Annotated in this window: 15 protein-coding genes; 9 read left to right on the top strand and 6 right to left on the bottom strand. The window is 33.2% G+C overall.

Annotation, left to right across the window (positions count from 1 at the left end; translation table 11 throughout):
* Positions 1 to 219: 219 nt before the first annotated feature.
* The 4 genes from BMW63_RS17150 to BMW63_RS17135 all read right to left on the bottom strand — a co-directional run bounded on the left by BMW63_RS17150 (position 220) and on the right by BMW63_RS17135 (position 4,218).
* A complete protein-coding gene (locus BMW63_RS17150) occupies positions 220 to 882 on the bottom strand; it encodes a hypothetical protein (RefSeq protein ID WP_074724686.1) in 663 nt (220 codons plus the stop codon).
* 172 nt (positions 883 to 1,054) lie between these two features.
* A complete protein-coding gene (locus tag BMW63_RS17145) occupies positions 1,055 to 2,377 on the bottom strand; it encodes an exonuclease domain-containing protein (protein WP_074724685.1) in 1,323 nt (440 codons plus the stop codon).
* Between the two features lie 215 nt (positions 2,378 to 2,592).
* Positions 2,593 to 3,159 carry a hypothetical protein gene (locus BMW63_RS17140; protein ID WP_074724684.1) on the bottom strand — a complete coding sequence of 189 codons (567 nt, stop codon included), beginning with the start codon at positions 3,157 to 3,159 and terminating at the stop codon, positions 2,593 to 2,595.
* Positions 3,160 to 4,218: a retropepsin-like aspartic protease family protein gene (locus tag BMW63_RS17135; protein WP_083380546.1), complete on the bottom strand. Its 1,059-nt coding sequence runs from the start codon at positions 4,216 to 4,218 to the stop codon at positions 3,160 to 3,162.
* Positions 4,219 to 4,419: 201 nt separating this feature from the next.
* Between BMW63_RS17135 and BMW63_RS17130 the strand changes: the two genes are divergently transcribed.
* Entirely contained in the window at positions 4,420 to 5,040 is a 621-nt protein-coding gene (locus tag BMW63_RS17130; protein WP_074724682.1) for a hypothetical protein, read from the top strand.
* 356 nt (positions 5,041 to 5,396) lie between these two features.
* Here the strand turns inward: BMW63_RS17130 and BMW63_RS17125 are convergent, their stop codons facing one another.
* A complete protein-coding gene (locus tag BMW63_RS17125) occupies positions 5,397 to 5,591 on the bottom strand; it encodes a hypothetical protein (RefSeq protein WP_074724681.1) in 195 nt (64 codons plus the stop codon).
* Between the two features lie 227 nt (positions 5,592 to 5,818).
* Between BMW63_RS17125 and BMW63_RS17120 the strand changes: the two genes are divergently transcribed.
* Positions 5,819 to 6,400, top strand: a complete 582-nt coding sequence (locus BMW63_RS17120) for a dual specificity protein phosphatase family protein (RefSeq protein ID WP_175460308.1) — start codon at positions 5,819 to 5,821, stop codon at positions 6,398 to 6,400.
* Between the two features lie 60 nt (positions 6,401 to 6,460).
* Here BMW63_RS17120 and BMW63_RS17115 read toward each other — a convergent pair whose 3' ends face one another.
* Entirely contained in the window at positions 6,461 to 8,215 is a 1,755-nt protein-coding gene (locus BMW63_RS17115) for a tyrosine-type recombinase/integrase (RefSeq protein WP_074724679.1), read from the bottom strand.
* 250 nt (positions 8,216 to 8,465) lie between these two features.
* On the opposite strand from BMW63_RS17115, the gene BMW63_RS18225 reads away from it, so the two are divergent.
* The 7 genes from BMW63_RS18225 to BMW63_RS17085 all read left to right on the top strand — a co-directional run bounded on the left by BMW63_RS18225 (position 8,466) and on the right by BMW63_RS17085 (position 16,046).
* Complete coding sequence (locus BMW63_RS18225; RefSeq protein ID WP_175460307.1) at positions 8,466 to 8,606, top strand: hypothetical protein; 141 nt, start codon at positions 8,466 to 8,468, stop codon at positions 8,604 to 8,606.
* A gap of 574 nt (positions 8,607 to 9,180) precedes the next feature.
* Positions 9,181 to 10,275 carry an ice-binding family protein gene (locus BMW63_RS17110; RefSeq protein WP_074724678.1) on the top strand — a complete coding sequence of 365 codons (1,095 nt, stop codon included), beginning with the start codon at positions 9,181 to 9,183 and terminating at the stop codon, positions 10,273 to 10,275.
* A gap of 443 nt (positions 10,276 to 10,718) precedes the next feature.
* Positions 10,719 to 11,849 carry a tRNA guanosine(34) transglycosylase Tgt gene (gene tgt / locus BMW63_RS17105; protein ID WP_074724677.1) on the top strand — a complete coding sequence of 377 codons (1,131 nt, stop codon included), beginning with the start codon at positions 10,719 to 10,721 and terminating at the stop codon, positions 11,847 to 11,849.
* Between the two features lie 73 nt (positions 11,850 to 11,922).
* Positions 11,923 to 13,011, top strand: coding sequence for an LptF/LptG family permease (locus BMW63_RS17100; protein ID WP_074724676.1), 1,089 nt, complete (start codon positions 11,923 to 11,925; stop codon positions 13,009 to 13,011).
* Positions 12,998 to 13,915, top strand: a complete 918-nt coding sequence (locus tag BMW63_RS17095; RefSeq protein ID WP_074724675.1) for a DMT family transporter — start codon at positions 12,998 to 13,000, stop codon at positions 13,913 to 13,915. The genes BMW63_RS17100 and BMW63_RS17095 overlap by 14 nt, the downstream gene beginning before the upstream one ends.
* A gap of 334 nt (positions 13,916 to 14,249) precedes the next feature.
* Positions 14,250 to 14,831, top strand: coding sequence for a dual specificity protein phosphatase family protein (locus tag BMW63_RS17090; RefSeq protein WP_074724674.1), 582 nt, complete (start codon positions 14,250 to 14,252; stop codon positions 14,829 to 14,831).
* A gap of 261 nt (positions 14,832 to 15,092) precedes the next feature.
* On the top strand, positions 15,093 to 16,046 hold the full coding sequence (locus tag BMW63_RS17085; protein WP_074724673.1) for an acetyl-CoA carboxylase carboxyltransferase subunit alpha: 954 nt from the start codon (positions 15,093 to 15,095) through the stop codon (positions 16,044 to 16,046).
* The last annotated feature ends 128 nt before the right edge of the window (positions 16,047 to 16,174 follow it).

Genomic DNA, 16,174 nt, shown 5'->3' with positions numbered 1-16,174 from the left:
AAAAATAAGCTTGTTTAGCGTGCTTCTTTTGAAGTGTAGAATGATTGTTTTTGCCTTAATTAAGTGAAAAACGGAGTTTTTTCACAGCCTGACGTCTTGGCGCTTGGCGAGGTTGGGGACTTTAAAGCAGAGTATTTTCTGCTGAAACGAAGATATGATAAAAAACGTTAATTCCACTAAAACCCCAATCTCGCCAAACGGCTGTTATGTGTCGCCTTTTTAATTGTCTTTGTGGTAGTAAAACCAATTACTTTGATAGTTGTTATCGAAATTTTCTTTACTGTCAAGTTTAATTGAAAAGTTTACTTCGTCTAAATATCCAAATTCGTCACATTCTTTTATTAGTTGAAAATATTCGTTTTTAAATTTTTGTTTAGTTTCAATGTTATTATTCTTATTTAGGGCTTCGTCGGTATAGAAAAAGAAAATACCAGAATTAAAATTTTTTCGGATTTCCCAAATTTCTTCGGATTTTAAATCCTCTTTTAATTTGTCAAGTTTTAGATTATTTATTTTACTATTTGCTTCTTCTTTCGCAATTGGTTCAAAAGAGTTGAATATTACGTACAAGTTGTCAGTAAAATACTTCTTATCATTCCGAATTAAATTTCTGAAAGCATTTTCTACAATGGATTGCCTTTCCGAATTTGGAAATAATCCATTTTCTGCTTTGAATGAAACTATGTCATTATATTTTTCAAAAATTACTTGAAGTCGAGGTCGTTTATTATGTTCAAGAATATCATAAACAATATTCAAAGGTTTAACTCCAAATCTAATTTCAATCCAATTTGCAAGGTCAGAAAAAGGAGAATTCATTGTTTTGAGTCCTTTTTTTATTGCTTTTGATTCTATATATTCTTTGTCTCCAGATGATACCATTTTATTGTCAATTTTGGTTTTTTAAGGTTACACATAACGTTCCCGCGCTTTGCGCTGTTGCGAGCTTCGGAACTACTTATTTTCTGTTAAAGATATATTTCTTGCGAAAGAATAACTTCTGGCTTGCACAAAATTCGCAATAGCGCAAAACGTGTGTTGGCAGTAGTTTTTTTTATCTTTTTCGATTAGTTATTTCGTAATAATCATACAAACATTGTTCACTTATTACGATTAAATTTGAATTGTTTTTCTCGTTGTCTTTTGCATTCACTCTTAAATACATATGTTGTTCAATTTCGTTTATTTTTGTTGATTTAATATTGTTTTTTAAATCTTCAATTTCTTTATTACTAATTATAAAGTAATTTGTTTCTGTTGTGAAATCATAATTATGTCCATAACCACTTAAATTTCCTATTAATTGAAACGCTTGATTAATTTGAATTTCAAAATTATCCGAAAAATAAACGTCTTTAGAAGCAAATTCATTAATGACTTTTCTTTCAAGTAGTACTTTTGAGTTTTTAGATATTAAATCAATTGTTATTTCAAAATTTGAATTTTCATTTTGAACTAACGTAATAAATTGACTTTCGTTTATGATTTCTATATCATAACCTTTTTCAATAAATTCTTCGGCTTTCAACATTTTTGTAGATTTATGACCTTCGCCAAATCTTGCATAATCTTGATTACCAACAATTAAAAAATTTGTTTTTGAACTAAAAGATGGAGGTTTTATTAAACCGCCAACATTTGCAACTCGTTGCATTGCATCTAATCTTGTCATTGCTTCTAATTCGCCTGTAAAAACAACTCTTTTTTGATAAAAAGGATGTTCTTCGTCAATGTTTTCATTATCACAAACAATGCTATCGACATCTATTCTGTTAAAATTATACTGACTATTTTTTACTTTAAAAGGTTTGTATCGAAAATTTTCTAATAATTCGCCTTTCATAAAATTATGCTGCAAGCATAATTTTTCGAAACTATCAATATTATCTCTTTCAATTAGTTTAAGAAAAATTTCTGCACAAGCATTTGCGTCACTTTCCGCATTATGATGTAATAAATTAATGTTGAAATATTCAGAAATTGTACTTAATTGATAATTCATTAAACCTTTTAAAGTGTTTTTTGAAAACAACATTGTACAGTAATATTCTAATTTTGGAAATTCAATTTGATAATGTTCTAAAATTGCTCTCAAAACACTTAAATCAAATGACGCATTATGTGCGACAACTTTATTATTTTCAAAATATGGTTTTATTTCTTTCCATAATTCATTAAAGTCTTTTTTGTCGTCAGTATCATTTTTAGTTATTCCGTGAATTCCAACATTTATGAAGTTGTAATAATTTGGTGTCGGTTTAATGTAAAAATGTTTTGTTTCAACAACTTTTTTATTTTCTACAAATGTAATCCCGAGTGAACAAGCACTTGTTCTACTACTGTTTGCAGTTTCAAAATCAATTGTAATAAATTTCATTTTCTATTGTATTTTAATTAAGTTCAATTTTTAGGTTTCTGCGGTAAAATTACTGCCAACGGTTGGCCACTTTGAGATGGCTGGAAATTCGCAACCACTCAATTTTTGGCTAAACGAAAACTTGATGCGAAACGGCAATTCCACTAAACTCCAGCTAGCTCAAAATGGCTGTTAGCGGTTCGCCCTTATTTTTATTAAATTTAATAATTACTCCACTATTTAACTTCATTTTCTAAATCCTTTTGTATTTTTTTTAAATGTAATAGTACATTATTATACAGTTTTTCGTAATTATCTTCCATTTTACCAAACAATTCACTTATTTCATTATTTTTTATGATTTGCGATTGGTTTATTTTATTTATTTTTTGAAGAATTTCAGAGTTATCGTTTACAATTTTAAAATTATTGTCTTCAATCAGTTCATAAAATAAATTTATATGATGATACTCGTAATGTGGAAAATGCTTTAATTTTTGCGAATAAAACTCAACGTTTTCTTGTTGAATGTTAATTAATAGATTTTCTCCTTCGATGACGTTGTCTTTATACAATTTGAATTGCAATCTAATTAAATTAAGTAAGTTGATATATTCCAAATAAAATTCAGTTGCTTTTTTGCCAGCGTTAATTTTTTCTTTCCAATAATATGTTTTTTGTTCTCTTTTATATTTTGATTTTTCCCATATAACATTTGCAATCCAGCCAATTACACCACAAAATATTGGAATTATAATATTAAGAACTTTTTGAGAGTATTTTACATATTCAGTTGTACACATCTAGAAGCCTTTATTAGTTAAAACGGTTTTTCGTAAATCTATAATTCTTAAAACAGCATTGTTATATATGATAGTTTTTTCAGAAAAATCTTTAATAGGTTTTAAGGTATAACCTAAATCGAATTCATTTGGCTTAAAATATTTGCTGTTTTTTCTTTGTTCACGGCCTTCCGCTGTGTAAAAGCTAATACCTTCTCCAATTTTTAAGCCTGTATCAGGATTTGTAGAAGTATATTCGGAAATGTATTCATACTCTGCAGGAATTATTGTTTTTAAAAACTCATAATTTTCAAGCATTTTTTCTATGTTTTCAGATGTTGATGTACCTACACTAAAATCAAAATCAATTCTATATAAATAATCGTTGACTAAACTCAACCGATATGTTATATCAGCGTTTATACAATTTTGAAATTTTTTCGTCACTACCAAATAACCTTTTGCTACATCTTTTTTTAGATAGTCTATATATTCTTTACGATTTCTTTGTTTCGCTAGAAAAGAATCTTCTGATATTTTAAAATCTTTGTTTTTCAGGACAATAAATGATATATCAAAATCACTCATACCAATCTTAAAAGGGATAATGCTTTCGAAAGAGCAATCAGAATTTGTTACTGCTCCATTGTATATTGTTAACTCGTTTCCATTGAGTTGTATTTTTCCTAATTTTTGAATTGCCGATTGACCGAGCAATAACGGCGCACTCAATTCGTGTATTACAGATGCTGTTACATCATAAAGTTTAAGTCCTTGTATTTCAATTTCACGAAGTATTATTTTTGTATTTTCAGTAATCTGTCCATTTGCTATTTGTGAATATGAAGTTCCTACTATGTCGTCTGAATTCAAATATCCATTTTTCAGCATAAAGCGTGCTTCTGATAATGAAATTACAACATCGCTTGCTCCAGTGTCAAAAATGAATTTTAACGGAATTCCATTAACTTTACAGGGAATAGTGTAAACGCCATTTCCTTCATTAGTCATATAAACTTTTGTTTGTGCAATGTTCACACTTACGTAAAACAACATAAACAATAGTGTAATTTTTCTCATATTTTAAAATTTCGTTAGATGCACGAACATCCGATAGGGTGACCGCTAACGTAAGGTGCTTTGCGTAGTGCAAGGCTACGGAAACGTAAACTTTCGGTTTAGCACTAAATATGATGCGAACCTATAATTCCAATAAATCCTTGCATTACGCAAAACACGTGTTACCACCAGTACTTATTACTAATATTTATAACTTATAAAATGAAAAAACAAGATTTTTTAAAAAAGATTTTCGATTTACTTAAAAATCCAAATCAAGAAAGTTTAAAATTATCAATGAATGATGTTCATCATAAAGGATTATTTTCTTTAGTAATTGACGGAACTGAATTTGGAAATTTAACGAGAGTTTTTATTGCTGATGAAAAAATAAAACCTTACGAAGTGCAATTACATTCTCACCGTTATCCGATAAGATTGACAACAATTAAAGGACAAATAAAACACGTTGTTGCCTTTCGTTCTGAAATAAAAGATGCTCACACAGTTTCACTTTCTGAATTTAATTATAAAAGTCCATTAAATGGAGGGAAAGGTTTGAGTTACTTGAAAGAAACGAATGTAATTATCAAAGATTATATTTTACCAATTGGCGCAACTTTAGAAATGGACGAAAAAGAAATACATACAGTTTCTTGCTCAAAGGGTTCGATTTGGATAGTTGAAGAATTAGGGTTTAAAGTTGATAGTAGTAAAGTTTTGGGAGTTCCATTTATTACTGAAGGGCTTTATAAAGAGCCAAAATCATTTCAAGTAAATGATAATCATCAAATGGTTAAAAAACAAGTTGCTAAAATACTTCTCGATTACGATGTCGTGTAGTATTGGTGGTAACGTTATGCTGCTTTGAGATGGATGGAAAATCGTAACCGCTCAATTTTCGGCTTAACGAAAATATGATTGCGGAACGGCAATTCCACTAAACTCCATCTAGCTCAAAACAGCGGTTAGCCCTTCGGTTTTTTTGTTTATTCCAATTTTCAGGTTTCAATTTTCGGTTTCGTTTTTCCGCCGATATAAAGAGAAAAGCAAAAATAAAACACAAAATTATGTTTTCAAAACACACAAAATTTCAAAATGATTGTGGAACTAACAATCTTTTCAAGTCAGTAACTATTTACCGATTTCTTTGGCTTCCAATTTTTAAGTCAACCAAAGAAATGGTAGATATAATTTAACTATTTAACCAATTGATAAATAATACTGAATGTACTTGTTATTTGGTTACTTACAATTTCTGATTTATGAATTTTCCAACCATCGGCTAAATGTTGATTTAGTTCAACTAATTCAAATTCAGAAGTGTATTTACCACTACTAAGTTTTGCAGAAGATGCGGTGCTGGTAATGTTAACTACTAATACTTTTTTCATTATTATTTATTTTTAAGGTTTATATTAAATTTTCCGCCCTCGGTTTCGGTTTCCACGGTAAACTGAGGGCTAACGTTTGGTGCTTTGCGTAGTGTAAGGCTACGGAATCGTAAATATTTGGTTTTGCACTAAATATGATGCGAACCTATAATTCCAAAAAATCCTTGCATTACGCAAAACACGTGTTACCAGAATACCACATATTACTAATTTTAAAAACATTTTATATGAAATTTCAAGAATGGTTTGATAAAAAACTAAAAGTATCGAGATACCCAATGCCAGAAGAGATTAAAAAATCAGGAGCAAAATATGTTATAAATGTTTCTTGTGAATATATTTCATCTTGCCAAAAAATATGTATGGAAAACGGAATAAAATATTTTTGGTTTCCCATGGACGAAGTTAGTGGAGATATTGGCTTAAATTCAATTTTTGGAGCATTGCAGATACTTTGGATTGCCGAACGAGAAAAAGCAAATGTAATACTTCATTGTCACGCTGGAGCAAATAGAAGTCCTACAGTAATGGAAGCGTATTATTTTATGCGAACTAAAAAACATTATGCAAGAGAAGAAAGCCAGGAAAGTAAAGAGCGATTTAAAAAAATGTTTATTGGAAGCGAAAACTTTGATTTTAACAATAATAATCGATTACTAAATAATATCGAAGCGGGACATTTACCATCTAAAAATAAAATGGAATCTTTTCTTAAAAAAACAGAAGAATGGTTTTTAAAACAAGAGTGGGAAAATGATTTTAAAACAGAATCAGGACTTAATAACGTAAAGTGTGACGTTCGCTTGTAGCTCGGTTTCTGGTAACTTGTATATAACATCAAATATATACATCTTTTTGGATCTTTTGCTCTAGTCACTAAGTTTTTTCTTATTATTTTCATCTACTAAGCGATCCAGTGGACTTGCTATTTTATCGGTAGCCATTTTTGAAACATGAGTGTATATCGTGGTGGTTTTGATACTGGCGTGACCTAAAAACTTTTGAATGTATCTAATGTCTGTTCCGCTCTCTAATAAATGGGTGGCGAAGCTATGTCGCAGTGTGTGCACGGTAGCTTTCTTTGATAAACCAGATTTTTTTAGTGCTGCTCGCATCACTTGCTGTGCGCTGCCTGTGCTGTAAGGCTCACCTGCATACTGCCCTTCAAAAACATATTTACTGGGTTGGTATAATTTCCTGTAATAATCCAGTGAACTCACAATAGAGTAGGGTAACATGACCATACGGTCTTTCTTGCCTTTGGCATCTTTAATATGAATTTTATGCTCTGAGAATAAGATGTCGCGCCACTCTAGCGTCACGATCTCACTTACACGCAAGCCTGCTCCATAGCCTATTAACAATAATAATTTATGTTTTGGGTTGTCTACCGCTCTAAATATTTGCAAACATTCTTCCATTGTTAATACTGAGGGTAATTTCTTTTCCTTCTTTGGACGGGGAATATTGAGTTCAAAACCTTTTTGATGTTCTATTTGCTGGTAGTAAAATAATAGCGCATTGACCATACTATGTCCCGAAGCTGCCGATAAACCGCGCTCCATAAGAGAGGCTAAGTATTTTGTAATTTCTTTTTGGGTAATCGTATGCGGGTCTTTAAACTGGTGATCACGCAAGAATTTTAGAAAGGAACTCGTATAGGTTCGCATCGTGGAACTGCTATAATTGTAGGCCAAAATAGTGTCTACTAGTAACGAAATGTACTCATGTGCCGCATCTGGAACTTGGTTGAATAATTGTGCTTTGGTTTTGCTTAAATCGAGCTGTTTCCTGTTAGGTATGTTTTGTTTCATCAAATACCCCTTTGGAAGCTGGCTGCTTACAAGGACTTGATGGGGTTCAAACTGCATGACCATCGCCTCATATACGCTTGGTGCCGCAGGAAGTAAATAACAATCTTTGATGGTGCTAAAACGAGCCATAGAGAAGCGTTTTATCTTTTCGCGCAATACAAGAAAGGGTGGCATATACACTTCCATCCATTTAGGTTCCTCTTGATGTGGTCTAATTACAATGGATTCGCCCTGAAAGACAGTTTCGTTTTTATAATAATCATTTTCAGGAAAAAACGCAGGGGAGTCAAGTATTTTTTCTACCAGCGTTTGCACATTTGCATGTCTTAAAGCCATGTAAACTTTATAATTGGCATTCCAATAGACTCCTTTTGTGGCTAGTAATTGTCTGCTAATATGCTGGAAATACTGCATCTTGAAAACCCAATATTTGCCTAAATTAGGCAATAACTCTAAACGCAAATTAGGTGCTAACGAATTAGTTTTCGTTATATGTTCAGGGTTATTCAGCACTGTTGCTGCGTCTAACTGAAGTTCGCTTTTGGCTATGGCTGGAAGGTCACGGCTTATGGTAAGGCCGGCCAGCAGTTGCGTTTCATTATTTTTCGGGTTGTCTATAACCAAATCTTCAAAGGATTTGCTTATCAGCTTATAATTTACAGCAGTGTAATCAAAATACCAACAGCGGAGCGACTGACTATATATACTTCCCAATTTTTTTAATTGAGAAATTGTAGCGCTATCGTACTTAAAAAAAAGTCCGATGCGATCTGCATCACGATGCCAAATCTTTTTTACAATTATTTGCATAAGGCGTATATGAAACAACTAAAATACTACTTTATAAGTAATAATAGACTATAATTTATTGGCTTTTAATGGAATAGGATAAAAAATAATTGGCTATTTTAAATTTAAATGTATTTGTATATTCTAAAAGTGGCTGTGCGTAAGGGATATAAGTGGAAATCCTCTCTTGCCTTGTCTCGTTTTAAAACGAAACGAGGCAAGAGAGATTATAACATATAGCCCGACCTGAGTGAAATTGCGAAGCGGAACGATGAAGCAATCACGAAGGGTACGCCCAAATAATTTTAGAACAGTAATTTATGATTTTACTTTTGATGCTACTGATGGTGGTTTTGGTATAGAAAAAAACGATGAACTCGCGAATCTAATTAATAAAAAAAAGTTGAAGTGAAAATTGCAACTTAATAAAAAATAGAACTAGCGCACTACATTACTTATAATCTCTTTTATTTATTGGAAGTGGTATCAATTAAGTGAATTATTAAAAAACAAACAAACTTTAAATTCCAAAAATGGAAGGAACTCCTTTCACACAGAAGGTCTTTTTAGAAATACTAGTAGTAGCATAAATAGCAGTAAAGGTAATACACAAAAGAAAAAATAGAGCGCTATTTTTACTTCAAAACGCATCTGTACTAAATTACGACCAAATTAATCCAGCTGCTAAAAAACTAGAGTATAAACCTTGATACAATGGACAATAGTATAGGTGCACATTTTTGTGAAGAAGAAATTAATCGAAAGTAATCTTCGAAAAAACGAAATTTGCATCTAGGGATAATGAATTTCCCAGATGTTCCTTCTTATATAGGATAGCAATTCTTTAATGACAGATACCATTTTAGGCTGATAAAAGGAAAGCGTGAATTATGTAACTTAACGATATTGTTATGTAACATGAAACATATAAAGCAATCCTACATTTGCAATGTGATAATTTCGAAACTTCACAAATACATATAAACATGAAAATTAAAAATTTATTATCGTCCTGCGCAATAGTAATGGTTGTCTTATTTACGGGTTGTTCAAATGATGACAACACGCAATCGACTCCGGCTCCAACTCCGGCCCCAACTCCAACTGTGACTTCAACTAGCCCTTTAAATAGTGATACAAATGTAGCGAGAAATAAAGTTGTTTCTGTAGACTTTAGTATCGCAATGGATGCATCAACTATTAATAGTACAACGTTTACAGTAAAACAAGCAGGAACCACAGTATTAGGTGCAGTTTCATATTCAGGTACTACTGCAAAGTTTGTTCCAGCAACTGTACTTGCAGCTAATACACTTTATACAGCTACACTAACTACAGGAGTAAAAAGTGCAGATGGAAAAGCTCTTAGCGCTAACAAGCAATGGGAATTTACAACAACGGCTAATGCGGCGGTTGGCTTAGCAGCTGTTAGTCTTGGTTCAGCAGGGAATTATGTAATTCTTGCAAAAACTACAATTACTAACGTACCAACGTCTGTAATTACAGGAGATCTAGGACTAAGTCCAGCAGCTACCTCGTTTATTACAGGATTATCTTTAACAGATTTTACAGGTTATGCAAAGGCAGCACAAGTTACCGGAAAAGTATTTGCTGCTGACATGGTTACTCCAACTTCATCTAATCTTACCACGGCGGTTGAAAATATGATTACAGCTTACAATGATGCCGCAGGACGTCCTTCTCCTGATGTTCTCAATTTGGGAGCAGGTAATATTGGGGGGCAAATATTATCTCCAGGTCTTTATAAATGGACTAGCTCTGTAACCGTACCAGCAAATATAACCATTTCAGGATCAGCAGATGATGTGTGGATTTTCCAGATTTCAGGTGATTTAGCTATGAGTGCTGCAACAAAAGTAACTTTAGTAGGTGGAGCCAAAGCTTCTAATATTTTCTGGCAGGTAGCTGGTAAAGCATCTTTTGGAAGTACGTCTCATTTTGAAGGTATTATCTTGTCAAAAACAGGAATAACTTTTCAAACAGGAGCATCTTTTAATGGAAGAGCTTTAGCGCAAACTGCTGTAATTCTTGATGGAAACACAGTAGTACAACCACAATAAAGTATAGTATAAAATAATGTTGAAAGAGGTGTTCCCGTGGAGCGCCTCTTTTTATGTTTAGTAACATCACAATCGCTGGTTTGCTTCTGTGTTTGGATGCATTCTGATCGCTATCAGGAAGTATGACCAGAGTGAAATTGCGAAGCAGAACGAGGAAGCAATCATGAAGAGTATGCCCAAATGATTTTAGATTTATGATTCTGCTTTTGAGGCTACCGATGGGGTACAAACAACAGAAAGTTTTATAGTACAACCCTGTTTTTGGCAGGAAATTCTAAAACTTAACTAATTTTTGTAATTATCTAATTTTGCAATTGTCGAATTAACCTATCTTTGCCCACTGAAAAAAGCATCTATGAAATGAGCTATGATAATCTTAATGTAAAAAAAGATATTGCTAGTGAATTGCATCTGACGGCAAAAAAAAACAATAAAAGAAACAGATGAAGTTTGATTTATTACAAAAAGATCCGCAGACGAAAGCCAGAGCGGGAAGCATTACTACTGATCACGGTGTTATTGAAACACCTATTTTTATGCCCGTTGGTACCGTAGCCTCTGTAAAAGGGGTGCATCAAAGGGAATTGAAAGAAGATATAAACCCAGATATTATCTTGGGAAATACCTATCATTTATATTTACGCCCTCAAATGGAGATCCTAGAGAAAGCCGGTGGTTTGCATAAATTCATGAATTGGGATCGTAATATTTTGACAGATTCTGGTGGATACCAAGTGTATTCGCTTTCGGCAAATAGAAAAATAAAGGAAGAAGGGGTGAAGTTTAAATCGCATATTGACGGTTCGTTTCACTTTTTTACACCAGAGAATGTGATGGAAATTCAGCGTACCATTGGTGCCGATATTATCATGGCATTTGATGAATGTACACCATATCCTTGTGATTACCGTTATGCGCAACGCTCGATGAAAATGACACACCGCTGGTTAGACCGATGTGTGAGCCATTTAGAAACAGTGCCTGTAAAATATGGATATGACCAAGCTTTTTTTCCTATTGTGCAGGGAAGTTGTTACAAAGACTTACGTCAACAATCAGCAGAATATATCGCTAACAGCAACCAAGTAGGAAACGCCATTGGAGGACTTTCAGTAGGAGAGCCAGCAGAAGAGATGTATGCCATGACCGAAATAGTTTGCGAAATTTTGCCAGAAGACAAACCCCGTTACCTTATGGGCGTAGGAACTCCGATAAATATTTTGGAAAATATAGCCTTGGGAGTTGATATGTTTGACTGTGTGATGCCTACTCGTAACGCTAGAAATGGAATGTTATTTACGGCTAACGGTACGATTAACATCAAAAACAAAAAATGGGCAGATGATTTTTCTCCTATCGACGAAATGGCAATCACTTATGTGGATACAGAGTACACTAAAGCCTATTTGCGTCACTTGTTTGCTGCTAATGAATATTTGGGAAAACAAATTGCGACGATCCATAATCTTGGATTTTATATGTGGTTGGTTCGTGAGGCCAGAAAACATATCTTAGCAGGAGATTTTAGAACTTGGAAAGAAATGATGGTTCGTAACATGAGTCAGAGACTGTAATACATTTTAATCGATGGGCTGTTTAATCAAATAGGCAGCTCACTGATAGATTGATTTAATCAAATTAGCCTTTATGCTTTCAATAATTGATAAATATATTCTGAAAAGATACTTGGCCACTTTTGCGGCCATGTTGCTTATGTTTATTCCTATCGGGATTGTTATTGATGTCTCAGAAAAGGTGAATAAGATGATTGAAAACAAGGTGCCCATTTTAGATATTGCGATCTATTATTATCATTTCACGATTTATTTTGCCAATTCGTTGTTTCCAATATTTCTGTTTTTATCGATTATTTGGTTTACCTCAAAACTGGCCAATAATACAGAAATCATTGCGATTTTAAGTTCGGGGATTTCATTTACACGTTTTTTAAGACCCTATATTATTGGGGCTTCGCTTATTTCTGTTTTTGTTTTAATCATGGGATTCTATGTAGTTCCAGCATCGAGTGAAGGCTTTAATAATTTTAGGTACACGTATCTAAGAGGAGGTGGTCAGGAAGCGATGAGAGGGGATAATACGGATGTATACCGCCAGATAAACGACAATGAGTTTCTGTATGTAAACAGTTTCAATACGGTTTCTAAAGTCGCCTTTAATTTTGCCCTAGAGAAATTTGATAAAGAGAAATTAGTTTCTAAAGTTACTGCTAGCAGAATAAAATGGAATCCGCAGGACAGTACGTATACCATGTATGATTACACTAAAAGAACAGTAGGCGTATTAGGGGATAAGATTGAAAAAATGCCTGAGAAAAAGACCAAATTCAGTTTTGATCTCGAAGATTTGACACCCGTAATCTATATCGCAGAAACCTTGAGCTTGGATAAACTGTATCAATTTATTGATAAAGAAAAAAAGCGGGGTTCTTCTAATATCAACATCTATATGGTGGTTTTGTATAAAAAGTACAGCGTTCCTGTTTCGGCATTTATTTTAACGATAATCGCCGTTTCTGTTTCTTATAAAAAAAGAAGGGGAGGGATGGGGATGAACCTGACCATAGGTATTGCGATTGCTTTTGGCTACGTATTTTTTGATAAAATATTTGGTACGTTAGCCGAGAAATCTACGTTTTCGCCACTACTGGCAGTATGGTTTCCTAACATTATTTTCGGAATATTAGCAATATTTTTACTACGCAATGCAAAACGATAAATTAAAAAGTTACATCAACCTTCATCTAATTGTCTTTATTTGGGGTTTCACGGCTATTTTAGGGGCGCTAATTACAATTACTGCCGATGCTATTGTGTGGTATCGCATGTTCTTAGCGGCAGCATTCTTATTCGTTTTTATCCTTTTTAAGAAAAAATCCTTCCGAATTCCTTTAAACTCCTTTTTGAAATTAATTTTTGTGGGATTCTTGATTGCGATGCACTGGATTACTTTTTTTCATGCCATCCATGTTTCTAATGTTTCCATTACCCTTTCTGTTTTTTCATTGGGTGCTTTTTTTGCTTCTTTGCTGGAGCCGCTGTTTTATGGTCGAAAAGTGTTGTGGTACGAAGTATTCTTTGGACTCATAATAATAGCTGGATTAGGCTTGATCATGAAAGTAGAGGTGAATTACCTAAACGGAATGTTGTACGCATTGGTTTCGATTATTTTAGGGGTTTTGTTCACTCTTATGAACGGGAAATTAATTAAAAATCATGACGCTACCGTAATCTCTTTTTATGAGTTCATGGCGGGTGTGTTTTTTATATCTCTTTATTTTTTGTACCAAAATAAATTCACCGCAGACTTCTTTGTACTCAGCTTTAATAACTGGATTCTTATGTTGATTTTAGCATCAATTTGTACGGCTTATGCTTTTACGGCTTCTGTAAAAGTGATGGAAAAACTGAGTCCGTACACAGTAATGTTAACTACGAATTTAGAACCGGTGTACGGCATTATTTTGGCCTATTTTATCATTGGGGGAAAAGAAAAAATGAGTTTTTCCTTTTATATTGGCGCTGTAATTATAATCATAACGGTAATATTAAACGGGATTATCAAACACAAGACCGGTAAAAAGGAACTTGCCAATACTACCAACACAGACCTACTATTGTAATATAAGTGTGATTAATTTGCGCGAAACTTGCTATCCGTTTTCAGGAGGAAGAGCAGTTATTCATTCGATAGAAAAAGCAATAATTTATACCAAACGAATTTATGTTTTAGTACTAAAACCTTAGTATAATGTCAACGTAATGTGAAAATTGTACAATACAATTGGACTTTATGCAATCTTTACTAAGTAGTTTTTTTTATTACAAAGAGGGTTCTGGTCGAATTAAAGAAAAAAGCCTTCGTTTAAGATTGCATGGGTTAACTGATTGATCGATAGCAATAGACGAAGTAGTTAAATTTCAGTAATTTTACGGCTAGTAATTTATAGTTAAAAGATGAAAAAGAAGATAATTGGTTTTTCGCTGCTTGTGCTACTTTTAGTGTTCGCAGGGAAGTATGTCTATGATATGAACATCAATCATAATTTTGAGACTATTACAGTAGGTAAAGTCTATAAATCTGGAGTTATTCCTCCGGATGAAATTGAAAGTTATGTTAAGAAATACCACATCAAATCTATTGTAGATTTGCGGATGCCAGGGACTAATGATTTGGTTTTAAACCCTGAAAAAATTGGAGAAATTCAGGCAGAAAAGAATGCTGTGGCAAAAATTAAAGGAGTTAATTATTTTGGTAACCCATCAGAGCAGGTTCCAAACAAAAAAAATATTGAAATCTTTGCAAAAATAATGGACAATACTACTAATTATCCGGTGCTAATCCATTGTTATCATGGTACAGGAAGAGCTGAATTGTACTCTGCTTTGTACCGAATTGAATATGAAAATTTCACGAATGAAGCAGCACGTCAAGGAGTAAGAACGCTAGTCAAATTTAGCTCGTTTGATGACGGAACCCCTAAAGGAGAATACCTTAAAGCGTATAAAACACGCAGGGAATTACCTACTGAAAAATAATAATGAAGAGTAAAGGTTTTAGTTTTGAACGTGGATTTTAATACTCTTAATAGAATCAATCTGAAAAAAGTGTACAATAGATTTATTTGTCTTTTTACTGTACTACTAAACCGAATGAGACTCCGAGTTATTTAGAGAATTAGACAATTAATTTAAGTTTTGATTGAGCCTTTTGGGACTAAAACAAAAAATAAACGACGGCGAACGATTTAAAATTTTATATTTGCAGTTCGAAATAAAAAACAAAAACGCACAGATCCTATGGAATATTTAGATTTTGAGCTTCCGATAAAAGAACTAGAAGATCAGTTAGAAAAATGTATCGTTATTGGTAAAGAATCAGATGTTGATGTTACAAATACTTGTAAGCAAATCAATAAGAAGCTAATAGATACTAAAAAGACTATTTATAAAAATCTGACCGCATGGCAACGTGTACAATTGTCGAGACATCCAAGCAGGCCCTATACATTAGATCATATAAGAGCACTTTGCGGAGATACTTTTCTAGAACTTCACGGGGACAGAGGCTTTAAAGATGATAAAGCGATGATTGGTGGTTTAGGGAAAATTGATGGTCAATCTTTTATGATTGTTGGTCAACAAAAAGGATATAACACAAAGACCCGTCAATACAGAAACTTTGGAATGGCAAATCCAGAAGGATATCGAAAAGCTTTGCGTTTAATGAAAATGGCAGAGAAGTTTGGTATTCCTGTTCTAACGCTCATAGATACTCCGGGAGCTTATCCAGGACTTGAAGCAGAAGAACGTGGACAAGGGGAGGCTATTGCTAGAAATATATTTGAAATGGTTCGTCTTCAGGTGCCTATTATCACTATTATTGTAGGTGAAGGAGCTTCAGGTGGTGCATTAGGAATAGGAGTGGGAGATCGCGTTTATATGCTTGAAAATACTTGGTATTCTGTGATTTCTCCAGAGTCTTGTTCTTCTATTTTATGGAAAAGCTGGGAGTATAAAGAAATAGCTGCTGAAGCACTAAAATTGACTTCTGCAGACATGAAAAGACAAAAATTAGTTGATGATATTATACCGGAACCATTGGGTGGTGCGCATTACGATAGAGAAACAACGTTTGTAACTGTGGAGCAATATATCATGAAAGCATTTAATGAACTTAAAGACTTATCAACAAAAGAGTTAATTGCTCAAAGAATGGACAAATACACTAAAATGGGTGAGTACAAAGAGTAATATCTCATAAATATAAAAAAAACCCGTCTCGTTTACAAACGAGACGGGTTTTTTTTTGGTTATAAACAAAAATCAGTTACTTATAAACAATTATTTGTAATAAGTCAACAGCAATATTTTTTAATTTT

The sequence above is a fragment of the Flavobacterium frigoris genome, assembly GCF_900111075.1.
In the GTDB taxonomy this organism is placed as follows: Bacteria; Bacteroidota; Bacteroidia; order Flavobacteriales; family Flavobacteriaceae; genus Flavobacterium; species Flavobacterium frigoris.
The sequence above is the reverse complement of the archived record's forward strand: the minus strand, read 5'-3'. Positions and strand labels throughout refer to the sequence as shown.